At 73.5% G+C, this 18,914-nt stretch carries 17 protein-coding genes; 9 read left to right on the forward strand and 8 right to left on the reverse strand.

Annotated elements, in window-relative coordinates; all coding sequences use genetic code 11:
* Positions 1–158: 158 nt before the first annotated feature.
* Positions 159–1,451, forward strand: coding sequence for a M18 family aminopeptidase (locus AB0Q96_RS08825; protein WP_365323110.1), 1,293 nt, complete (start codon positions 159–161; stop codon positions 1,449–1,451).
* A gap of 147 nt (positions 1,452–1,598) precedes the next feature.
* Complete coding sequence (locus AB0Q96_RS08830; protein WP_365323112.1) at positions 1,599–2,270, forward strand: hypothetical protein; 672 nt, start codon at positions 1,599–1,601, stop codon at positions 2,268–2,270.
* 7 nt (positions 2,271–2,277) lie between these two features.
* Here the strand turns inward: AB0Q96_RS08830 and AB0Q96_RS08835 are convergent, their stop codons facing one another.
* On the reverse strand, positions 2,278–4,062 hold the full coding sequence (locus tag AB0Q96_RS08835) for an NHL domain-containing thioredoxin family protein (RefSeq protein ID WP_365323114.1): 1,785 nt from the start codon (positions 4,060–4,062) through the stop codon (positions 2,278–2,280).
* Between the two features lie 152 nt (positions 4,063–4,214).
* Between AB0Q96_RS08835 and AB0Q96_RS08840 the strand changes: the two genes are divergently transcribed.
* The 3 genes from AB0Q96_RS08840 to AB0Q96_RS08850 are packed head-to-tail and all read left to right on the forward strand — an operon-like array spanning position 4,215 to position 6,927.
* Complete coding sequence (locus tag AB0Q96_RS08840; RefSeq protein ID WP_365323116.1) at positions 4,215–5,657, forward strand: hypothetical protein; 1,443 nt, start codon at positions 4,215–4,217, stop codon at positions 5,655–5,657.
* A 7-nt stretch (positions 5,658–5,664) separates the two neighbouring features.
* Positions 5,665–6,417: a hypothetical protein gene (locus AB0Q96_RS08845; RefSeq protein ID WP_365323118.1), complete on the forward strand. Its 753-nt coding sequence runs from the start codon at positions 5,665–5,667 to the stop codon at positions 6,415–6,417.
* A gap of 18 nt (positions 6,418–6,435) precedes the next feature.
* On the forward strand, positions 6,436–6,927 hold the full coding sequence (locus AB0Q96_RS08850; protein ID WP_365323120.1) for an LURP-one-related family protein: 492 nt from the start codon (positions 6,436–6,438) through the stop codon (positions 6,925–6,927).
* 47 nt (positions 6,928–6,974) lie between these two features.
* On the opposite strand, the gene AB0Q96_RS08855 is transcribed toward AB0Q96_RS08850, so the two are convergent.
* Positions 6,975–8,174, reverse strand: a complete 1,200-nt coding sequence (locus AB0Q96_RS08855) for an aminotransferase class I/II-fold pyridoxal phosphate-dependent enzyme (RefSeq protein WP_365323122.1) — start codon at positions 8,172–8,174, stop codon at positions 6,975–6,977.
* 72 nt (positions 8,175–8,246) lie between these two features.
* On the opposite strand from AB0Q96_RS08855, the gene AB0Q96_RS08860 reads away from it, so the two are divergent.
* Positions 8,247–9,695, forward strand: coding sequence for a PLP-dependent aminotransferase family protein (locus tag AB0Q96_RS08860; protein ID WP_365323124.1), 1,449 nt, complete (start codon positions 8,247–8,249; stop codon positions 9,693–9,695).
* Positions 9,696–9,798: 103 nt separating this feature from the next.
* Here AB0Q96_RS08860 and AB0Q96_RS08865 read toward each other — a convergent pair whose 3' ends face one another.
* Positions 9,799–10,572 carry a carbon-nitrogen family hydrolase gene (locus AB0Q96_RS08865; protein ID WP_365323126.1) on the reverse strand — a complete coding sequence of 258 codons (774 nt, stop codon included), beginning with the start codon at positions 10,570–10,572 and terminating at the stop codon, positions 9,799–9,801.
* A 160-nt stretch (positions 10,573–10,732) separates the two neighbouring features.
* Here AB0Q96_RS08865 and AB0Q96_RS08870 point away from each other — a divergent pair, with 160 nt between their 5' ends.
* On the forward strand, positions 10,733–11,560 hold the full coding sequence (locus AB0Q96_RS08870) for a maleylpyruvate isomerase family mycothiol-dependent enzyme (RefSeq protein ID WP_365323128.1): 828 nt from the start codon (positions 10,733–10,735) through the stop codon (positions 11,558–11,560).
* Between the two features lie 47 nt (positions 11,561–11,607).
* On the opposite strand, the gene AB0Q96_RS08875 is transcribed toward AB0Q96_RS08870, so the two are convergent.
* The 5 genes from AB0Q96_RS08875 to pdhA form a co-directional block, all read right to left on the reverse strand.
* Entirely contained in the window at positions 11,608–12,924 is a 1,317-nt protein-coding gene (locus AB0Q96_RS08875) for an MFS transporter (RefSeq protein WP_365323130.1), read from the reverse strand.
* Entirely contained in the window at positions 12,921–13,592 is a 672-nt protein-coding gene (locus AB0Q96_RS08880; protein ID WP_365323131.1) for a GntR family transcriptional regulator, read from the reverse strand. Before AB0Q96_RS08880 ends, AB0Q96_RS08875 begins: the two co-directional genes overlap by 4 nt.
* 90 nt (positions 13,593–13,682) lie before the next feature.
* On the reverse strand, positions 13,683–15,119 hold the full coding sequence (locus tag AB0Q96_RS08885) for a dihydrolipoamide acetyltransferase family protein (RefSeq protein WP_365323321.1): 1,437 nt from the start codon (positions 15,117–15,119) through the stop codon (positions 13,683–13,685).
* A gap of 31 nt (positions 15,120–15,150) precedes the next feature.
* Positions 15,151–16,131 carry an alpha-ketoacid dehydrogenase subunit beta gene (locus AB0Q96_RS08890; protein ID WP_365323133.1) on the reverse strand — a complete coding sequence of 327 codons (981 nt, stop codon included), beginning with the start codon at positions 16,129–16,131 and terminating at the stop codon, positions 15,151–15,153.
* Between the two features lie 2 nt (positions 16,132–16,133).
* Positions 16,134–17,315: a pyruvate dehydrogenase (acetyl-transferring) E1 component subunit alpha gene (gene pdhA, locus AB0Q96_RS08895; RefSeq protein WP_365323135.1), complete on the reverse strand. Its 1,182-nt coding sequence runs from the start codon at positions 17,313–17,315 to the stop codon at positions 16,134–16,136.
* Positions 17,316–17,658: 343 nt separating this feature from the next.
* Here pdhA and AB0Q96_RS08900 point away from each other — a divergent pair, with 343 nt between their 5' ends.
* Both AB0Q96_RS08900 and AB0Q96_RS08905 read left to right on the forward strand, forming a co-directional pair.
* The gene (locus tag AB0Q96_RS08900; protein ID WP_365323137.1) at positions 17,659–18,318 is read left to right on the forward strand and encodes a response regulator transcription factor; all 660 of its coding nucleotides are present in this window, start codon (positions 17,659–17,661) and stop codon (positions 18,316–18,318) included.
* Positions 18,319–18,460: 142 nt separating this feature from the next.
* Positions 18,461–18,913, forward strand: a complete 453-nt coding sequence (locus AB0Q96_RS08905) for a pyridoxamine 5'-phosphate oxidase family protein (protein WP_365323139.1) — start codon at positions 18,461–18,463, stop codon at positions 18,911–18,913.
* Position 18,914: the final 1 nt, after the last annotated feature.

The following is an 18,914-nucleotide window of genomic DNA, read 5'->3' on the forward strand; positions in this document are numbered from 1 at the left end:
CCGGAACGGCTCGCTCCCGGGGAGGGGAGCGGGCCGTTCTCTTTTGCCCCCCGTTCCGATGTCCCGCTCCGGAGTCCGGTCGGGGTCCGCTCCGGCGTCCGATCCGTCGCTCGGCGGCCCTCGTCGGCTTCGGAAGGCACCTGCGTAAGGTGAACAGCATGAGTAGCGCAGCTCCCCGGTTCGACCGCGGCCACACCGATGACCTCATGACCTTCCTCGCGGCCTCGCCCTCGCCGTACCACGCGGTGGCCAACACCGCCGCGCGGCTGGAGGAGGCCGGCTTCCGCAGGGTCGAGGAGACCGACGCCTGGGACGGGACGGCCGGCGGGAAGTTCGTGATCCGCGGGGGCGCGATCATCGCCTGGTACGTGCCCGAGGGCGCCGCCCCGCACACGCCGTTCCGGATCGTCGGCGCCCACACCGACTCCCCCAACCTGCGCGTGAAGCCCCAGCCCGACTTCGGCCGCGAGGGCTGGCGCCAGATCGCCGTCGAGGTCTACGGCGGCCCGCTGCTCAACAGCTGGCTCGACCGCGACCTCGGCCTGGCCGGCCGGCTCACCCTGCGCGACGGCAGCCACCGCCTGGTGAACGTGGACCGGCCGGTGCTGCGGGTGCCGCAGCTCGCCATTCACCTCGACCGGGGCGTCAACGACGGCATGAAGCTGGAGCGCCAGCGCCACATGCAGCCGATCTGGGGCCTGGGCGAGGTCCACGAGGGCGACCTGATCTCCTTCGTCGCCGACGAGGCGGACGTCGACGCCGAGGACGTCGCCGGCTGGGACCTGATGGTGCACGCCGTCGAGGCCCCCGCCTACCTGGGCCGCGACCGCGAGCTGCTGGCCGGCCCGCGGATGGACAACCTGATCTCGGTGCACGCCTGCGTCGCCGCCCTCGCGGCCGTGTCGGCGCTGCCGGACCTGCCGTACATCCCGGTGCTGGCCGCCTTCGACCACGAGGAGAACGGCTCCGAGGCCGACACCGGCGCCCACGGCCCGCTCCTCGGCAACGTCCTGGAGCGCTCGGTCTACGCCCGCGGCGGCGGCTACGAGGACAAGGCCCGCGCGCTGGCCGGCTCGATCTGCCTCTCCTCCGACGTCGGCCACGCCGTGCACCCCAACTACAGCGAGCGGCACGACCCGACGCACCACCCGCGCCCCAACGGCGGCCCGATCCTCAAGGTGAACGTCAACCAGCGCTACGCCACCGACGGCAGCGGCCGGGCCGTGTTCGCCGCCGCCTGCGAGAAGGCCGGCGTGCCGTGGCAGTCGTTCGTCTCCAACAACGACATGCCCTGCGGCACCACGATCGGCCCGATCACCGCGGCCCGCCACGGCATCAGCACCGTCGACATCGGCGTGGCCTGCCTGTCGATGCACAGCGCCCGCGAACTCTGCGGCTCCGAGGACCCGCACCACCTCGCGAACGCGCTCGTGGCCTTCCTGGAGGGCTGAGGCCCCGCGCCCCTGGGCCCCTCCCCCCGGCCGTGTCATGATCCACGGACCGATCGGGGGAGGGGTACGCGTATGTGGTGGCCATGGGGACGGGACGGCGGGAGACGGGAAGAGGCCCTGCGGGACGCGGAGGTGGCGCTCCGGGAGATGACCGCCGCCTTCTACGAGGCGGAGATCGTCGAGCGGAGCACGAAGTTCTACGCCTCCGAGCTCCAGCGCCTCCTGGACGACGGCTTCGGGCTGCAGCGCGACAACTGCGCCGGCACGCTCGCCGCCTGCGCCAGGGTGGAGAGCATCTTCGTGGCGGTGTTCACCGAGTACTTCGCGCTCCGGGACTCCTTCCTCCCGCTCGGCCGGCTCCCGTCCACCCGCAAGGTGAGGCGGGCGACGGAGGCGTTCGAGGAGGCGACCGCGGCGGTCCTGGAACCGCTGGAGGCCGGCGCCGAGTCGAAGCGGGACCTGGACTACCTCTTCGAGATGATCGCCGACTTCCGCACGCTGTGCCGTCCGCCCGCCCTCGCGGCGACGGCCGGCCTGGAGGCCGCCCGGGCGGAGCTGGACGCGCTCGCCGCCGACGGCATCACCAGCAAGCCGCTGCGGCGGCGGATCCAGCGGGCGAGCCGGGACCTGGAGGTCCTGAAGGACGGGCGCACCGCGCTCGTGCACAAGCTGGACGTCTCCGCGGCCTTCCACCGGCTGCACGCCGAGGCCGAGGACCTCCGCCGGCGGATCCGCGCCGCCCGGCCGACGGCCGCCGCCTTCCCCGAGGTCCTCGTCGAGGGCCTCGCCGAGGAGACGGCGGCAGCGCCGGTGGGGTAGGTCCGGGTCAGCCGTCCATGCCCGCGAGGATCAGCGGCAGCCGGGCCGCGCCGCCCTCGGTGAGGCGGACCGGGACGCCCCAGTCCTGCTGGTGCACGTGGCAGGCCGGGTACTCGTTCTCGGGGTCGTCGTCGCAGGACGCGGCCATCGCCGAGACGTGCAGGACGCCCTCGGTCAGCTCCGGGTTCAGGACGAGCTCGCGGAACAGGTCGGTGCCCGTGCCCTCGCCGCCGAGCAGCAGCTCCGGCGGGGTCGAGGAGACCAGCAGCCGGGTCGAGGGACCGTACCGCTCGTCCAGCTTCTGGCCCTTCGGGGCCTGGAAGACGACGTCGAGGCGCAGGCCGCCGGGGGCGACCTCGGTGGCCTCCCGCCGGGTGCGGTGGGCGACCGACTCGACCTGGACGGCCTCCTCGGGCAGCCGCAGCCGGGTGAGCCGGTGCCGGGCCGACTCGACGACCACGAGGTCCTCGCCGACGAGGACCGCGTCGCTGGGCTCGCGCAGGTCGGTGGCGAGCGTGGTGACCTCGCCGCTCGCCGGGTCGAAGCGGCGCAGCGCGTGGTTGTAGGTGTCGCTGACGGCCACCGAGCCGTCGGGCAGCGCGGTCACGCCCAGCGGGTGCTGGAGCAGCGCCTGCCCGGCCTCGCCGTCGCGGTGCCCGAAGTCGAAGAGGCCGGTGCCGACGGCCGTGTGCACGAACCCGTCGGGGTCGAGCCAGCGCAGGGAGCTCGTCTCCGAGTCGGCCACCCACAGCCGGTCCTCGGTCGCGGCGAGCCCGGAGGGCTGCGCGAACCAGGCCTCGCCGGCGGGCCCGTCGACCAGGCCCTCGTTGGTGGTGCCGGCCGCGACCTCGACGGTGCCGCTCTCCGGGTCGTAGGTCCACAGCTGGTGGACGCCGGCCATGGCGATCCACACCTTCCCCTGCCACCAGGCCACGTCCCACGGCGAGGACAGGTCCACGTCGAGGGCGGGACCGGAGGTGGGGGAGCCCTGCCACCACTGGCGGCCGGTGCCGGCGATCCGCTCGGAGGTGCCGGTGGCCGGGTCGAGCAGCCGCAGCGCGTGGTGCACGGTGTCGGCGACGACGACCTTGCCCCCCGGCAGCACGGCGAGGCCCTGCGGCTCGCGGAACTCCCCGTCGCCGATCCGGCGCACCACGGTCTCGCCGTCCGGCTCCAGCTCGACGAGCTGGTGGCGGGTGGTGTCGGAGACCAGGAAGTTCCCGGACGGCAGCAGGACCGCCTTGCCGGGGAAGCGCAGGTCGGTCGCGACCGGCTCCGGCGGCACGTACGGGCCGTCGCCGCGCCGGAGCGTGCCCTTCGCGCCGTGCTCGGCCTCCAGCTCCTCGACGAGCGTCCGGAGCGCGTTGGCGTGCCCCTCGCCCGCGTGCTGGGCGACGACGTACCCCTCGGGGTCGATGACGACGAGCGTCGGCCAGGCCCGTACGGCGTACTGCTTCCAGGTCGCGAGCTCGGGGTCGTCGAGCACCGGGTGGTGCACCTCGTACCGCTCGACGGCGTCGACGACGGCCTGGTGCTCGGCCTCGTGCACGAACTTGGGCGAGTGCACCCCGATGATCACCAGGGTGTCGCGGTGCTTCTCCTCCAGCTCGCGGAGCTCGTCGAGGACGTGCAGGCAGTTGATGCAGCAGAAGGTCCAGAAGTCGAGCAGAACGATCTTTCCCCGCAGGTCGGTGAGGGTCAGATCGTCTCCGCCGGTGTTGAGCCAGCCGCCCTTGCCGATCAGCTCGGGGGCACGGACACGGACGCGCGCGCGCACGGAGTCGTCGTTCATGGCTCAAGGGTGCCGTACGTCCGGCCGGACGGATGAATGAGGGGCCCGGGTGGCGGGACGCCGGCGTGTCTTGTGCGGGGGCGGGGCGGGGGGCGTGGCGAGCATGACAGCCGGAACGATCATCGGATTTTTCGCTCGGCCGGGAGGGTGCCATGCGGCGGTTCCGGAGTACTGCGCCGTCCCTGGTGCCGCTGTTGCCCCTGCTGCTCCTGCCCCTCTGGGGGGCGCCCGGCGCCCGGGCGGGCGGCGCCGGGGACGGCGCGCTGAGCATGAGCGTCACCGTGAACGGGGGCACCGGCACCCGGGCCGTACGGGCCGGGGCCCCGGTCGTGAAGCGGTACCGGCTCGTCAACCGCGGCGAGGCCGACCTCCACCACGTGCGGATCGCCGACCCCGGCGTCCCCGGCGACCTGGTCCGCTGCCCCGCGGCACCGCTCACCGCGCTGCGCTCCATGGTCTGCACGGCCCGCTTCCCCGCGCTGCCCGGCACCCGCACCGCCACCGCGCGGGCCACCGGCGACATCCCCTCCCTGCGCCGGAGCGTCACCGCCGCCGCCCGCTCCGGATACGAGGGGGTGGCCGGGGCGCTGCGGCTGACCGAGACCGCACGGGTCGGCTCCGCGGCCGGGCGGCAGGGCCGTTCCGCGCCGCACGCCGCGCCCGGCGACCGCACGGCCGTCGTCGCCTACACCGTCAGCAACCTCGGCAACCGCCCCGTCCGCGCCGTCCGCCTCTCCGACGCCGCCCTGGGCGCCGACGGCATCACCTGCGGTACGGGCCCGGCGGCCACCGTCCCCGTGCTCGCGCCCGGCGCCTCCGCGGGGTGCGTGGCGACGGTGCGGCGGGCCCCCGGGACGTACCTCAGCACCGGGTCCGCCTCGGGCAGCGACGGCGTCACGACCTACGACGAGCGCGGCGAGCCCGTCCCCGCGCCGGAACTCACGGCGAACGCCTCGGCGACGTTCCGGGTGCCGGGAGGCGGGGACGGGACGGGAGCGGGGGCGGGGGCGGGGCCCGGGACGGGGCCTGGAACCGGCGCCGGGGCCGGCCCGGGCGCTCCCGCGGCGGTCCGGGGCGTGGTGCGGCCCGGCGGGGCGGCGGCGGGGAGCGGGGCCGTCGGCGGAGGTACGGCGGGGGCGGGCGGGGCCGGTGCGCCGGGAGCGGCGGGGGCGGGGGCGGCAGCTGGGGCAGCGGCGGCGGGTGGCGCGCCCGGGGCCGCGGGAGGGGCGGGCGGAGCCGGGGCGGCGGGAGGGGCGGGAAGCGCGGGAGCGGGTGCGGGTGCTGGCGCGGGAGCGGGAACGGGCGCAGGCACGAGCGCAGGCACGGGCGCAGGCGCGGGAACGGGCGCAGGCACGGGCGCCGGGGCGCGGCCGCCCGGGGCCCGGCCCCCCGGCGTACCACCGGCGTGGCCCCCCGGCACCGACACCCGGACCGGCACCGCCCGGGTCCCCGTCGCCGCCGGTGACGAGGGGCTGCTGCCCCGTCTGCACCGGCGCTACCGCGAGCTCCCGCACCTCGGTGTGGTCCTCACGCTGCTGCTCCTGCTCGTTCCGGCGGCGATCGCCGCCGCCCTCTTCGGTTCCCGCCACCACTAGGAGCCCCATGGCCCTGCTGGAAACCTTCGTCGTCGTCATCGGCGTCGCCGTCGTCGCCGCCTTCGCCGTCGTCGTGAAGACCCGGCTGTTCCCGATGCGCGAGGGCGACGAACCGCGCGAGGACGTCGCCGAGTACATCGCGATGATGGTCTCGGTCCTCTACGCCCTCGTACTCGGCCTGTGCCTGGTCTCCGTCTGGGACAATCGGGCTTCCGCCGACGACCAGGTGCAGATCGAGGCGAGCGCGCTGCACCAGACGTACCTGCTCGCCGACACCTTCCCCGCCGAGCAGCGGGAGCCGGTGCGGCAGGCGGCCCGCGCGTACGCCGCGCACGTCGTGGACGTGGAGTGGCCGCTGATGGCCGAGCGCGCGCCGCTCGGGCCGGAGGGCTGGGCCCTGCTCGCCCGGCTGCGCGACGCCGGACAGCTGCACGGCACCGGCACCACCGCCCAGCAGATCGCGGCACAGGAGACGCTCGCCCAGATCGGCTACGTGGACGACGCCCGGCGCGGGCGGGAGGCGGCGGCCCAGGAGCGCCTGTCGCCCGTGCTGTGGGCCGGGCTCATCATCGGCGGTCTGCTGACGCTGGCCTTCATGTTCCTGTTCGGGATCAGCCGGAACACCACCCATGTGGTGATGGTGATGGGACTGGCCGGCTTCATCGCCTTCACCGTCCTGCTGATCCATCAGCTGGACGCGCCCTTCGGGGAGATGCTCGGCGCGAGCCCGGACCCGTTCACGCGCTACTTCCCGGCGTGACGGGGAAGGCATTCCGGCATGAAATACCTGGTACGGGACAAGATCTTCGCGATCGGCGACGACTACTGGATCGAGGACGAGCGGGGCCGTCACGCCTTCCTCGTCGACGGCAAGGCGCTGCGGCTGCGCGACACCCTGGAGCTGAAGGACCCGGACGGGCACATCCTCGTCACGCTGCGGCAGAAGATGTTCAGCCTGCGGGACGCGATGACGATCGAGCGGGACGACCGCCCGCTCGCCACCATCCGCCGCAAGCGCCTCTCGCTGCTCCGCAACCACTTCCGCGTCACCCTCGTCGACGGCACGGAGCTCGACGTCAGCGGCCGGATCCTGGACCGGGAGTTCACCGTCGAGTACGACGGCGAGCTGCTGTCCCACATCTCCCGGCAGTGGTTCCACGTCCGCGACACGTACGCCGTGAACGCGGTCCGCGAGGACGCCGATCCCGCCCTGCTCATCGCGGTCGCGGTGTGCGTGATCCGGATGGCCGAGCGGGAACGGGAGGACTGAGCGGGCTGAGACGTCTGAGAGGGCTGGGAGGGCTGGGACCGACTCGCCTACAGCGCCTTGTCCAGGGCCTGCTCCAGGTCCGTCCACAGGTCCTCGACGTGCTCGATGCCGACCGAGATCCGGACCGTGCCGGGGCCGATGCCCGCCGCCTCCAGGGCCGCCGCGTCCAGCTGCCGGTGCGAGGTGGAGGCGGGGTGCATGACCAGGGTCTTCACGTCGCCGAGCGAGGCGCTGAGGGAGGCGAGCCGGACGCCCTCGACGAAGGTGCGGCCCGCCTCCCGGCCGCCCGTGAGGTCGACGGAGACCACCCCGCCGCCGCCCCTGGGCAGCAGCCGGGCCGCGATCTCGTGGTCGGGGTGGCCGGCGAGCGCCGGGTGCCGGACGGCGGCGACCGCCGGGTGCGCCGCCAGCCGGGCCGCGAGCCCGGCCGCGTTGGCGCACTGCCGCTCGACGCGCAGCGGCAGCGTCTGCAGGCCGCGCAGGGTCAGCCAGGCCGCGAACGGGTCGGTGGTGGCGCCCTGTTCGACGGCGTAGTGCCGGACCCGGCCGTACAGCTCCTCGTCCCGGAAGACGGCGATGCCGCCGAGGACGTCGGCGTGACCGGCGAGGTACTTGGTCGCCGAATGCACGACGATGTCGGCGCCGTACTCGATCGGCCGGCACAGCAGCGGCGAGGCGAAGGTGTTGTCGACGGCGGACGGCACGCCCGCCTCGCGCGCGACGGCGATCAGCGCGGGCAGGTCGGAAACGCGGGTGGTCGGATTGGCGATGGTCTCCAGGTAGAGCAGCCGGGTCTCCGGGCGCAGCGCGGCCCGCACCTCCTCGGGGTCGGTGCCGGAGACGTACGTGACGTCGACGCCCCAGCGCGCGGTGAGGTCGGCCAGGAGGGCGTACGTGCCGCCGTACAGGCAGCGCTGGGCGACGATGTGGCCGCCGGTGGCGAGCAGTCCGAGCAGCACGCCGTTGATGGCGCCCATGCCGGAGGCGTACGAGAGGGCGGCGGCACCGCCCTCCAGGCGGGCGACGGCGGTCTCCAGGGCGCGGACGGTCGGGTTGCCCATCCGGCTGTAGAGGAACGTGTCCGTCGAGTGGAACGCCTCGGCCATCGCGTCGGCGGTCTCGAAGGCGAAGACGTGCCCCTGGTGCAGCGGCACGCCGAGCGGCCTGCTGCCCGTGATCTCGGGCTGCGGGGAGTGGACGGCGAGGGTCTCGGGACGGGAGGTGCGGGGAAGGAAGTCGGCGCTCATGACGTCAGTCTGTGGACGGAAGGCTTGCGCCCACAGGACCAATCCCGGCAGATTGGTTCGCCGATGGATCCAATGACACCCGCCCTGGACGAGCTGGTCGCCTGGCTCGGCCGCTGGTCGGCCGGGCGCGGGCCGATGTATCTGCTGCTCGCCGCCCGCGTACGCCAGTTGATCGACGAGGGGCTGCTGCCGCCGGGCGCCCCGCTGCCGCCGGACCGGCGCCTCGCGACCGCGCTGTCGGTCGGCCGGACGACGGTCGTCGCCGCCTACGACACCCTGCGCCAGGAAGGGCGCCTGGTGCGCCGGCAGGGCAGCGGCACCCGGGTCGCCCCGGCCGCGCTCGCCCCGCCGGGGCCCCGGGTGGTGGAGACGTCCAACCCGATGTTCCTCCACCTCCTGGAACCGTCCGACGACGTGATCCTGCTGAGCTGTGCCGCCCCGCCGTCGCCCCCCGCCCTGGTGGCCGAGTCGTACGCGCGGATCGTGCTGCCCACGGACGACCTCGGCTACCACCCGGCCGGCCTCCCGGTCCTGCGGGCGGCCGTCGCCCGCAGGTACGAGGCGCGGGGCGTGCCGACCGGCCCGGAGCAGATCCTGGTCACCACCGGCGCCCAGCAGGGCATCGGGCTGCTCACCCGGCTCCTGGTGGCACCCGGCGACGCGGTCCTGGTCGAGGCGCCGACCTACCCGGGGGCGCTCGACCTGTTCCGGGAGGCCGCGGCCGTACCGCGACCGGTGCCGGTGGGACCGGCCGGGCTCGACGTGGCGGCGGCCGTCGGGGTGCTGGAGCGGCACCGCCCGGCCCTGGCCTATGTGGTCCCGCACCTCCACAACCCGACCGGGACCGTCCTGCCGCCCCTGCTCGGCCGGCGCCTCGTCGAAGCCGCGGAGGCGTACGGGGTGCCGCTCGTCGAGGACGAGGTGCTGAGCGAGCTGCGCTTCGACGGAGACGCCGTGCCGCCGCTCTCCTCGTACGGGCGGGAGGTCATCGGCGTCGGCTCGCTGAGCAAGTGCGTCTGGGGCGGCCTGCGGACCGGCTGGGTGCGCGGCCCGGCCCCGCTGATCGCGCGCCTCGCGCGCCTCAAGGCGCTGCACGACCTCGGCAGCGACGTGCCGGGCCAGCTGGTGGCGGCCCGGCTGTTCGACTCCTTCGCACCGCTGCTGCGGGCCCGGGTGGCCGAACTGCGCGCGGGCCACGACCTGCTGCGGGCCGAGCTCGCGCGGCGGCTGCCGTCCTGGGAGTGCCCGCCGGCGGCGGGCGGCCAGACGCTGTGGGTCCGCCTCCCGTACGGCGACGGGGTCTCCTTCGCGCAGCTCGCGCTGCGGCACGGGGTGGCCGTGCTGCCCGGCTCCACCATGGACGCCCTGGGCGGCAGCACCCGCATGCTGCGGCTGCACTTCCTGCTGGCGCCCGGCACCCTCACGGAGGCGGTGCGCCGACTGGCGTCGGCCTGGGCGGAGTACGTGCCGGGCACGGGGCCGGGACCGGGCGGCACCGCCCTGAACGCGATCACCGTCTGAGGAGCCCGGAGCCCGGCCCCGAGCCGGCGGTGTCCCGGGCGGCCCCGCGGCCCGGCAGCCCGGCAGCCCGGCCCTGGGGCACCCGCCCCAGGGCCCGCCGTGGCTACAGCAACCGGTCCTTGAGCGCCGGGAACTGCTCCCGTGTCAGGTCCACCTTCGCCGGGTCCAGGACGACCCGCAGGATCTCCTCGTCCGGGCCCGCCTCCGCGAGGACCTCGCCCCAGGGGTCGACGACCATCGAGTGGCCGGCCTGCTCGACGCCCGCGTGGGTGCCGGCGGTGCCGCAGGCGAGGACGTACGCCTGGTTCTCGACGGCGCGGGCCTGCGCCAGCAGCCGCCAGTGGCCGAGGCGCCGGGCCGGCCAGCCGGCGGGCAGCAGGAAGGTCTGGGCGCCCGCGTCGACGAGGCCGCGGAACAGCTCGGGGAAGCGCAGGTCGTAGCAGGTGGCGACGCCGACGGTGAGCTGCGGCAGGTCGACGGTGACGAGGTCCTCGCCTGCCGTCATCAGGACCGCCTCGCCCTTGTCGAAGCCGAAGCGGTGGATCTTGCGGTAGGAGGCGACGAGTTCGCCGTCGGGGGAGAAGACCAGCGAGGTGTTGTAGAGCGCCCCGCCCACCGCCTCGACGATCGAACCCGCGTGCAGCCAGACCTCGGCGTCCCGCGCGGCCGCCGCCATCGCCTCGTACGTGGGTCCCTTCAGCGGCTCCGCCTCGGCCGCGAAGGACTCGTAGGCGAAGGCCCCGACGGGCCACAGCTCCGGCAGGACCACCAGGTCCGCCGCTTCCCGCTCCTCCCGCACGAGACGCGCGACCCGCGCCCTCCGGCTCTCGACCGGTTCGTCCGGGTCTACCGCGATCTGGATCAGCGAGGCGCGCACACTACCACCGTCCTGGCATTCGAGCCGTCAACACCGGCCTACGATCGTCACACGAAAGCACTGCCGGGGTGCCTGCGGGCAGCGTAACTTAGCCAGCGAGCCTCCCACGCAGACATGTTTTCAGCCCGCCCAGCCGTACCAAGCGCCGCCGAGGGGTCCCGTGACCGTCCATCCCAGCCTCCAGAACTACGCCGACGCCTGGACCCACTCGATCGAAGCGATAGCGGAGCTGGTCGGGCCGCTCGTGGAGAGCGAGTGGAATCGCGCCACCCCGTGCCCCGGCTGGTCCGTCCGCGACATCGTGTCCCATGTCATCGGCATGGAGACCGAGATGCTGGGCGACCCGCGCCCGATCCACAGCCTCCCCCGCGATCTCTACCACGTGCGCAGCGACTTCGCCCGCTACATGGAGATGCAGGTCGACGTGCGGCGCCACCACACCGCGCCGGAGATGACCTCGGAGCTGGAGTACATCCTGATCCGCCGGGCCCGTCAGCTGCGCAACGAGAACCGGCTGCCCGACACCCTGATGCGGGCCCCGCTCGGCGCCGAGCAGACCCTGGAACTGGCCTACCGGATGCGCGCCTTCGACTGCTGGGTGCACGAGCAGGACCTGCGGACCACCCTGGGCGTCCCCGGCAACCTGGACTCCCCCGGCGCGTACATCACGCGGGACGTGCTCCTGGAGGCGCTGCCGTTCGTCGTCGCGAAGGAGGCCGGCGCGCCCACCAGCTCGGCGATCGTCCTCGACGTGACCGGGCCCGTCGAGTTCCTGCGGACGGTCCGGGTGGACGCCGAGGGCAACGGCTCGGTGGACGGCGCGCCGTCCCTGGGCCCGGCGGTCACGCTGATGACCGACTGGGAGACGTACGTGCGCCTGGCCTGCGGCCGGGTCCGGCCGGCCGAGGTGGCCGACCGGGTCAAGACCGAGGGCGACGAGGACCTGGCGCGGGCGATCCTGGACCACTTCGCGGTCACCCCCAACTAGGGCCGGGACCTCGGCGGTCACGCCCGTCCGGGCCCGGGGCCCGGCGGTCACGCCGGTACGTGCACGACCTCGACCCGGCTGGCGACCAGCCGCTCCCGCTCCCGGCGGGTGGTGCGGGACTTGAGGCGGAGGATCTGCACGACGCCGAGGGCTTCGAGGACGAAGACCGAGGAGAAGGCGACCCGGTAGTCGCCGCCGGTGGCGTCGAGCAGGACGCCGACCGCGAAGAGCGTGGTCATCGAGGCGACGAAACCGCCCATGTTGACGATCCCGGAAGCCGTGCCCTGCCGCTCCGGCGGGTTGGCGGGCCGGGCGAAGTCGAAGCCGATCATCGAGGCGGGGCCGCAGGCGCCGAGCACCGTGCACAGGGTGACGAGCAGCCACATCGGCGCGTGCTCACCGGGATAGACGAGGGTCGCCGCCCACAGGGTGGCGGTCGCGGCGACGGTGCCCAGGGCGAGCGGGGCGCGGGCCGCGTGGTGGCGGGCGATGATCTGCCCGTAGACGAGCCCCACCACCATGTTGGAGGCCACCACCAGGGTGAGCAGCGAGCCGGCCGTCTCACGGCTGAGCCCCTGCGCCTCGACGAGGAACGGCAGGCCCCACAGCAGCAGGAACACCATGGCGGGGAACTGGGTGGTGAAGTGCACCCACATCCCGAGCCGGGTGCCGGGCTCGCGCCAGGAGGCGCCGATCTGCCGCCGGACGAAGGCGGCGCCCGCGTGCGGCAGCGGCTCCGGCTCGTACCCCTCGGGGTGGTCCTTGAGGAAGAGCAGCAGCAGGACCAGGACGACCACGCCGGCGACGGCGCTGCCCGCGAAGGCGGCGGTCCAGCCGAGGCCGTGCAGGAGCCGGGCGATGACGAGCGTGGAGACCAGGTTGCCGGCCATGCCGACGAGCCCGGCGAGCTGGGCGACGAGGGGGCCGCGGCGGGCCGGGAACCAGCGGGTGCCGAGCCGCAGCACGCTGATGAAGGTCATCGCGTCGCCGCAGCCGAGCAGGGCCCGGGAGGCGAGCGCCATGCCGTACGTGGGGGAGAGCGCGAAGCCCAGCTGCCCGAGGGTGAACAGCAGGACGCCGATGGTCAGCACCTTCTTGGTGCCGAGCCGGTCGACCATGAGGCCGACGGGTATCTGCATGCCCGCGTAGACGAGCAGCTGGAGGATGGAGAAGGTCGACAGGGCCGAGGCGTTGACGCCGAAGCGGTCGGCGGCGTCGAGTCCGGCGACGCCCAGGGAGGTGCGGAAGATGACGGCGACGAAGTAGACGGAGACGCCGACGCCCCAGACGAGGGCGGCCCGCCGCCCGCCGGGCGGGTCCCCGGGCAGGGTGACGGCCGACCCGTACCCGTTGCCGCGGCTCACCGGGCGTCACCCCGGACCAGCACCTTGACCCAGCTCAGGTGCTGCCGGACGCAGCCGGCGGCGCCCTCGGCGTCACCGGCCCTGATCCGCTCCAGGATCTCGGCGTGCTCGACGATGTTCTTGGCGATCCGGTCGGGCTGGGACTGCATCACGGCGACGCCCATCCGCAGTTGCCGGTCCCGGAGCTGGTCGTAGAGGCGGGCCAGGATCTGGTTCCCGGCGTGCTGGACGATCTCGGCGTGGAAGGCCCGGTCGGTGGCGGCGACCTCGGCCAGGTCGCCCGCCTCGGCCCGCCGCTTCTGCTCCTCCAGGAGCTCTTCGAGCCGCTCGACGAGCCCGGGCGCCGGGGGCACGGCCCGCCGCACCGCGAACTCCTCGACGAGCAGCCGGGTCTCGACGACGTCGGCGATCTCCTGCGCGGAGACCGCGAGCACGAGGGCGCCCTTCTTGGGGTAGAGCTTGAGCAGCCCCTCCATCTCCAGCTTCAGCAGCGCCTCGCGCACCGGCGTCCGCGACACCCCCACCGCCTGGGCGAGCTCGCCCTCGGTGAGGAGCGTCCCCCCTTCGTACCGACGGTCGAGCACGGCCTGCTTGACGTGCATGTAGACGCGGTCGGCGGCGGGCGGCCGCCGGACGGGCTGCGGCGCGGGAGCGTGGGCTGAAGGCATGCGCACAGCTTAGATACAACAGGGGTGCAACAGACAGGCCCGTCCGCGATGCGGACGGGCCTGTTTCACGTGAAACGGTCACATGGGGTGTTACGCCCAGGTGATGAGCCGCTTCGGCTGCTCCAGGATCGCGGCCACGTCGGCCAGGAACTTGGAGCCGAGCTCGCCGTCGACCAGGCGGTGGTCGAAGGAGAGGGCCAGGGTGGTGACGTGACGCGGCTTCACCTTGCCCTTGTGGACCCAGGGCTGGAGCTTGATCGCGCCGACCGCGAGGATCGCGGACTCGCCCGGGTTCAGGATCGGCGTACCGGTGTCGACGCCGAAGACGCCGACGTTGGTGATGGTGAAGGTGCCGCCCTGCATGGCCGCCGGGGTCGTCTTGCCCTCGCGGGCGGTGGCGACCAGCTCACTCAGGGAGGCCGACAACTCCGGGAGGGTCTGGGCGTGCGCGTCCTTGATGTTCGGCACGATCAGGCCCCGCGGGGTGGCCGCGGCGATGCCCAGGTTCACGTAGTGCTTGAGCACGATCTCCTGGGCGGCCTCGTCCCAGGCCGCGTTGATGTCCGGGTTGCGCTTGGCCGCGACCAGGACCGCCTTGGCGATGAGCAGCAGCGGGTTGACCCGCAGGCCCGCCATGTCCTTGTCGGACTTGAGCTCCTCGACCAGCTTCATCGTGCGCGTGATGTCGAAGGTCACGAACTCGGTGACGTGCGGCGCGGTGAAGGCCGAGCCGACCATCGCCGCCGCCGTGGCCTTCCGTACGCCCTTGATGGGGATACGGGTCTCCCGGGCGCCCGGGGAGACGGCGGCCACCGGCGCGGGCGCCGGGGCCGCGACGGGCGCCGGGACCGGGACCGGGGCCGGGGCCGGGACCGGGGCCGGGGCCGGGACCGGGGCCGGTGCGGCCACGGGCGCGGGGGCCGCGACGGCCGGGGTGGCCGCCGCGTGCACGTCCTCGCGGGTGATGACACCGTCCGGGCCGGTCGGGGTGACCGTCGCCAGGTCGACGCCCAGGTCCTTGGCCAGCTTGCGCACCGGCGGCTTGGCCAGCGGGCGGCCGGCCACGGGACCGTGGCCGTTCAGCTGCTCGGGGACCACCGGGGCCGGGACCACGGGGGCGGGTGCGGTGGCGGCCGGGGCCGCCACCGAGCCCTTGCGGGCCCGGCGCTTGGTGGAGGTCGCGGCCACGCCGTAACCCACCAGGACCGGCTGGCGGCCCTGCGGCTCGGCCTCCTCGTCGGCGGCCGGGGCGGCGGCGGGGACGGGCTCGGCGGCGGGGGCCGCGGGGGCCTCCGGGGCGGCGTCGCCGCCCACGTTCACCGAGATGATGACCTCGCCGACGTCGACCGTCGTGCCCTCGGGGAAGCGCAGCTCGTGCACCACGCCGTCGAAGGGGCTCGGCAGCTCGACGGCGGCCTTGGCCGTCTCGACCTCGCAGACGACCTGCCCGTCGGAGACCGTGTCACCGGGCTGGACGTACCACTTGAGGATCTCGGCCTCGGTCAGGCCCTCGCCCACGTCGGGCATCTTGAATTCGCGGATCGTCACGGTGCTCTCCTCAGAACGCCAGCGAGCGGTCGACGGCGTCGAGCACGCGGTCCAGCCCCGGCAGGTACTCCTCCTCCAGGCGCGCCGGCGGATACGGCGCGTGGTAGCCGCCGACCCGCAGGACGGGGGCCTCCAGGTGGTAGAAGCAGCGCTCGGTGATCCGGGCGGCGATCTCCGCGCCGGAGCCGAAGAAGACCGGGGCCTCGTGCACCACGACCAGGCGGCGGGTCTTCTCCACCGAGGCCTGGATCGTGTCGAAGTCGAGCGGGGAGATCGAGCGCAGGTCCACGACCTCGATCGACTTGCCCTCCTCGGCGGCGGCCGAGGCCGCCTCCAGGCAGGTCTTCACCATCGGGCCGTACGCGAGGAGCGTCAGGTCCGTGCCCTCGCGGGCGACCCGGGCCTTGTGCAGCTCACCGGGGATCGCCTCGACGTCGACATCGCCCTTGTCCCAGTAACGGCGCTTGGGCTCGAAGAAGATGACCGGGTCGTCGCTCTGGATCGCCTGCTGGAGCATCCAGTAGCCGTCCGAGGAGTTCGCCGGAGTGACCACCTTGAGGCCCGCGACGTGCGCGAAGAGCGACTCGGGGGACTCGGAGTGGTGCTCGACGGCGCCGATGCCGCCGCCGTACGGGATGCGGATGACGATCGGCATCTTCACGGTGCCGAGCGAACGGGCCCGCATCTTCGCCAGCTGGGAGACGATCTGGTCGTACGCCGGGAAGACGAAGCCGTCGAACTGGATCTCCACGACCGGCCGGTAGCCGCGCAGGGCCAGACCGATCGCGGTGCCGACGATGCCGGACTCGGCGAGCGGGGTGTCGATGACCCGGTCCTCGCCGAAGTCCTTCTGCAGGCCGTCGGTGATCCGGAAGACACCGCCGAGCTTGCCGACGTCCAGACCCATGATGAGGACCTTGGGGTCGGTCTCCAGCGCCTTGCGCAGCGACTCGTTGAGCGCCTTGGCCAGGGGAAGCTTCTGAACAGCCATGATTACTCGGCCTCTCCGCCCTCGAAGGACGCCTGGTACGCGGCGAACTGAGCGCGCTCCTCGTCGACGAGCGCGTGCCCGTCGGCGTACACGTTGTCGAAGATCGCCATGTGCTCCGGGACGGGCATGGCGCGGACGACCTCGCGGACGTGCTTGCCCAGCGCCTCGCTCTCCGTCTCCAGCTCCTCGAAGAAGGCGGCGTCGGCGTGGCCCTCGTTCTCCAGGTACGTCTTGAGGCGCTGGATCGGGTCCTTGGCCTCCCACTCCGCGCGTTCCGCGTCGCGGCGGTAGCGGGTCGGGTCGTCGGAGGTGGTGTGGGCGGCCATGCGGTAGGTGTACGCCTCGATGAGCGTCGGGCCCTCGCCGCGGCGGGCGCGCTCCAGCGCCGACCGGGTCACGGCCAGGCACGCGAGGACGTCGTTGCCGTCGACGCGGACGCCGGGGAAGCCGAAGCCGCGGGCGCGCTGGTAGAGCGGGACGCGGGTCTGCTTCTCGATGGGCTCGGAGATGGCCCACTGGTTGTTCTGGCAGAAGAACACGACCGGGGCGTTGTAGACCGCGGAGAAGACGAACGACTCGTTGACGTCGCCCTGGCTGGAGGCGCCGTCGCCGAAGTACGCGATCACGGCGGAGTCCGCGCCGTCCTTGGCGACGCCCATGGCGTAGCCGGTGGCGTGCAGGGTCTGGGAGCCGAGCACGATCGTGTACAGGTGGAAGTTGTTGCTGTTGGGGTCCCAGCCACCGTGGTTCACACCGCGGAACATCCCGAGCAGGTTCGTCGGGTCGACCCCGCGGACCCAGGCGACGCCGTGCTCGCGGTAGGTGGGGAAGACGTAGTCGTCGTCGCGCAGCGCGCGGCCGGAGCCGATCTGCGCGGCCTCCTGGCCGAGCAGCGAGGCCCACAGGCCCAGCTCGCCCTGGCGCTGCAGGGCGGTGGCCTCGGCGTCGAAGCGGCGGCTGAGGACCATGTCACGGTAGAGGCCGCGCAGCTCCTCGGAGCTGAGGTCGATGTCGTACTCGGGGTGCTGGACGCGCTCCCCCTCGGGCGTCAGCAGCTGAACGAGTTCGGGCTCGGCGCTCTGCGAGGCCGTCGCCTTCTTCGCGCTCGCGCTGGCGCTTGCGGTGCGCTTGGTGCCGCTGCTGCGTCGCGTCGTCTTGCGCGCGGCAGTGCTCTCCACGGTCACGTGCGTGCTCCTCCGTCGGTCCGGCCCCCGGGTTCGCCGGTGAGGCCAGTGCGGCTCCGCCTTCACCGTGCCCTTCGCACGGGGTGGGTGCGACTCGGCCGGGGTCGGGCGTGACAGGTGCCCCGGCGAGCGCCCTGTCATAGGCACGTTACCCACAGCGCCGCATTCCTGCGAAACCCCATTTGACCTGCGATTTTGCTTGGATTTCCAAGTAAATCGAGAAAAGCGGGACTCGCCGCTGGTCAGCGGGCGTTGGGGGCAGCCCGAAGGGACCGCCGGAACACCCGGCACGTTATCCCGGTCACCCCGGGCACGGGAAGAGCGAATATGTGAGACTGGCTGCGTGCGCGAAGAAGGAAAAATCCGGGTATTTCTGCTGGACGACCACGAGGTCGTGCGGCGCGGCGTCCACGAGCTGCTCTCCGTGGAGGACGACATCGAGGTGGTCGGCGAGGCCGGTACGGCCGCGGACGCCCTGGTCAGGATCCCTGCGACCCGTCCCGACGTGGCCGTGCTCGACGTCCGGCTCCCGGACGGCAGCGGTGTCGAGGTGTGCCGCGAGATCCGGTCCCAGGACGATTCGATCAAGTGCCTGATGCTCACCTCGTACGCCGACGACGAAGCGTTGTTCGACGCGATCATGGCCGGGGCCTCGGGGTACGTCCTGAAGGCCATCCGCGGCAACGAGCTGCTGAACGCGGTGCGCGACGTGGCGGCCGGCAAGTCGCTGCTCGACCCGGTGGCGACCGCGCGGGTGCTGGAGCGCCTGCGGGACGGCAACAACCCCAAGGGCGACGACCGGCTCGCCAATCTCACCGAGCAGGAGCGCAAGATCCTCGATCTGATCGGCGAGGGCCTGACCAACCGGGTCATCGGCGAGCGGCTCCACCTCGCGGAGAAGACGATCAAGAACTACGTCTCCAGCCTGCTGTCGAAGCTGGGCATGGAGCGGCGCTCCCAGGCCGCGGCGTACGTGGCGAGGATCCAGGCCGAGCGACACTGAGGCCGGCGGGTTCCCGGACCCCGGCGCTTCACCCGAACGGGTAAGGCCGGGCCGGGCCGCCCGCATTCGGGACCTACGTCCCCGCAGAACGGGGGCGGGGGCCCCTGTTCCGACCGGGTGTCGGTGGCGGAGAGTGGAAGCCATGTCCCCCGATGAGATCCGCGCCCTCGACCTGCTGAGCCGGGTGTCCTACGGACGGGTGGCGACGAGCATGCGGGCGATGCCGTTCGTCGCCCCCGCCCGGCACATCGTGTTCGACGGCCACGTCCTGATCCGGCTCCACCGCGGCCTGGGCTACCACCGCGCCTGCAACGGCAGCGTCGTGGCCTACGGGGCCGACAACCTCGGCTCCGACGCCGAGACCGTGTGGTCCGTGCAGTTCACCGGCACCGCCCGGATCACCGACCCCACCGAGGCCCAGCTGGCGGCCTTCGGCCAGGAGCCCCGCGCCGTGGACGGCGAGGCCTTCGACCCGGTCTTCATGCGGATCGAGCCCCAGTTCGTCACCGTGCACACCCTCGACTACACGTCCGAGCGCCAGGCCCCCGCTCCCACCCTTCCGTCCCCGGTGCGACACCTCCACCACGTAGCGTGAT

The sequence above is a fragment of the Streptomyces sp. NPDC093111 genome (assembly GCF_040683955.1).
Lineage (GTDB): Bacteria > Actinomycetota > Actinomycetes > Streptomycetales > Streptomycetaceae > Streptomyces.

Excerpts from the sequence above, each read along its gene's own strand:
- AB0Q96_RS08825 (WP_365323110.1), top strand. The coding sequence starts at position 159 with ATGAGTAGCGCAGCTCCCCGGTTCGACCGCGGCCACACCGATGACCTC.
- AB0Q96_RS08830 (WP_365323112.1), top strand. The coding sequence starts at position 1,599 with ATGACCGCCGCCTTCTACGAGGCGGAGATCGTCGAGCGGAGCACGAAG.
- AB0Q96_RS08835 (WP_365323114.1), bottom strand. The coding sequence starts at position 4,062 with ATGAACGACGACTCCGTGCGCGCGCGCGTCCGTGTCCGTGCCCCCGAG.
- AB0Q96_RS08840 (WP_365323116.1), top strand. The coding sequence starts at position 4,215 with ATGCGGCGGTTCCGGAGTACTGCGCCGTCCCTGGTGCCGCTGTTGCCC.
- AB0Q96_RS08845 (WP_365323118.1), top strand. The coding sequence starts at position 5,665 with ATGGCCCTGCTGGAAACCTTCGTCGTCGTCATCGGCGTCGCCGTCGTC.
- AB0Q96_RS08850 (WP_365323120.1), top strand. The coding sequence starts at position 6,436 with ATGAAATACCTGGTACGGGACAAGATCTTCGCGATCGGCGACGACTAC.
- AB0Q96_RS08855 (WP_365323122.1), bottom strand. The coding sequence starts at position 8,174 with ATGAGCGCCGACTTCCTTCCCCGCACCTCCCGTCCCGAGACCCTCGCC.
- AB0Q96_RS08860 (WP_365323124.1), top strand. The coding sequence starts at position 8,247 with ATGACACCCGCCCTGGACGAGCTGGTCGCCTGGCTCGGCCGCTGGTCG.
- AB0Q96_RS08880 (WP_365323131.1), bottom strand. The coding sequence starts at position 13,592 with ATGCCTTCAGCCCACGCTCCCGCGCCGCAGCCCGTCCGGCGGCCGCCC.
- AB0Q96_RS08885 (WP_365323321.1), bottom strand. The coding sequence starts at position 15,119 with ATGCCCGACGTGGGCGAGGGCCTGACCGAGGCCGAGATCCTCAAGTGG.
- AB0Q96_RS08890 (WP_365323133.1), bottom strand. The coding sequence starts at position 16,131 with ATGGCTGTTCAGAAGCTTCCCCTGGCCAAGGCGCTCAACGAGTCGCTG.
- AB0Q96_RS08905 (WP_365323139.1), top strand. The coding sequence starts at position 18,461 with ATGTCCCCCGATGAGATCCGCGCCCTCGACCTGCTGAGCCGGGTGTCC.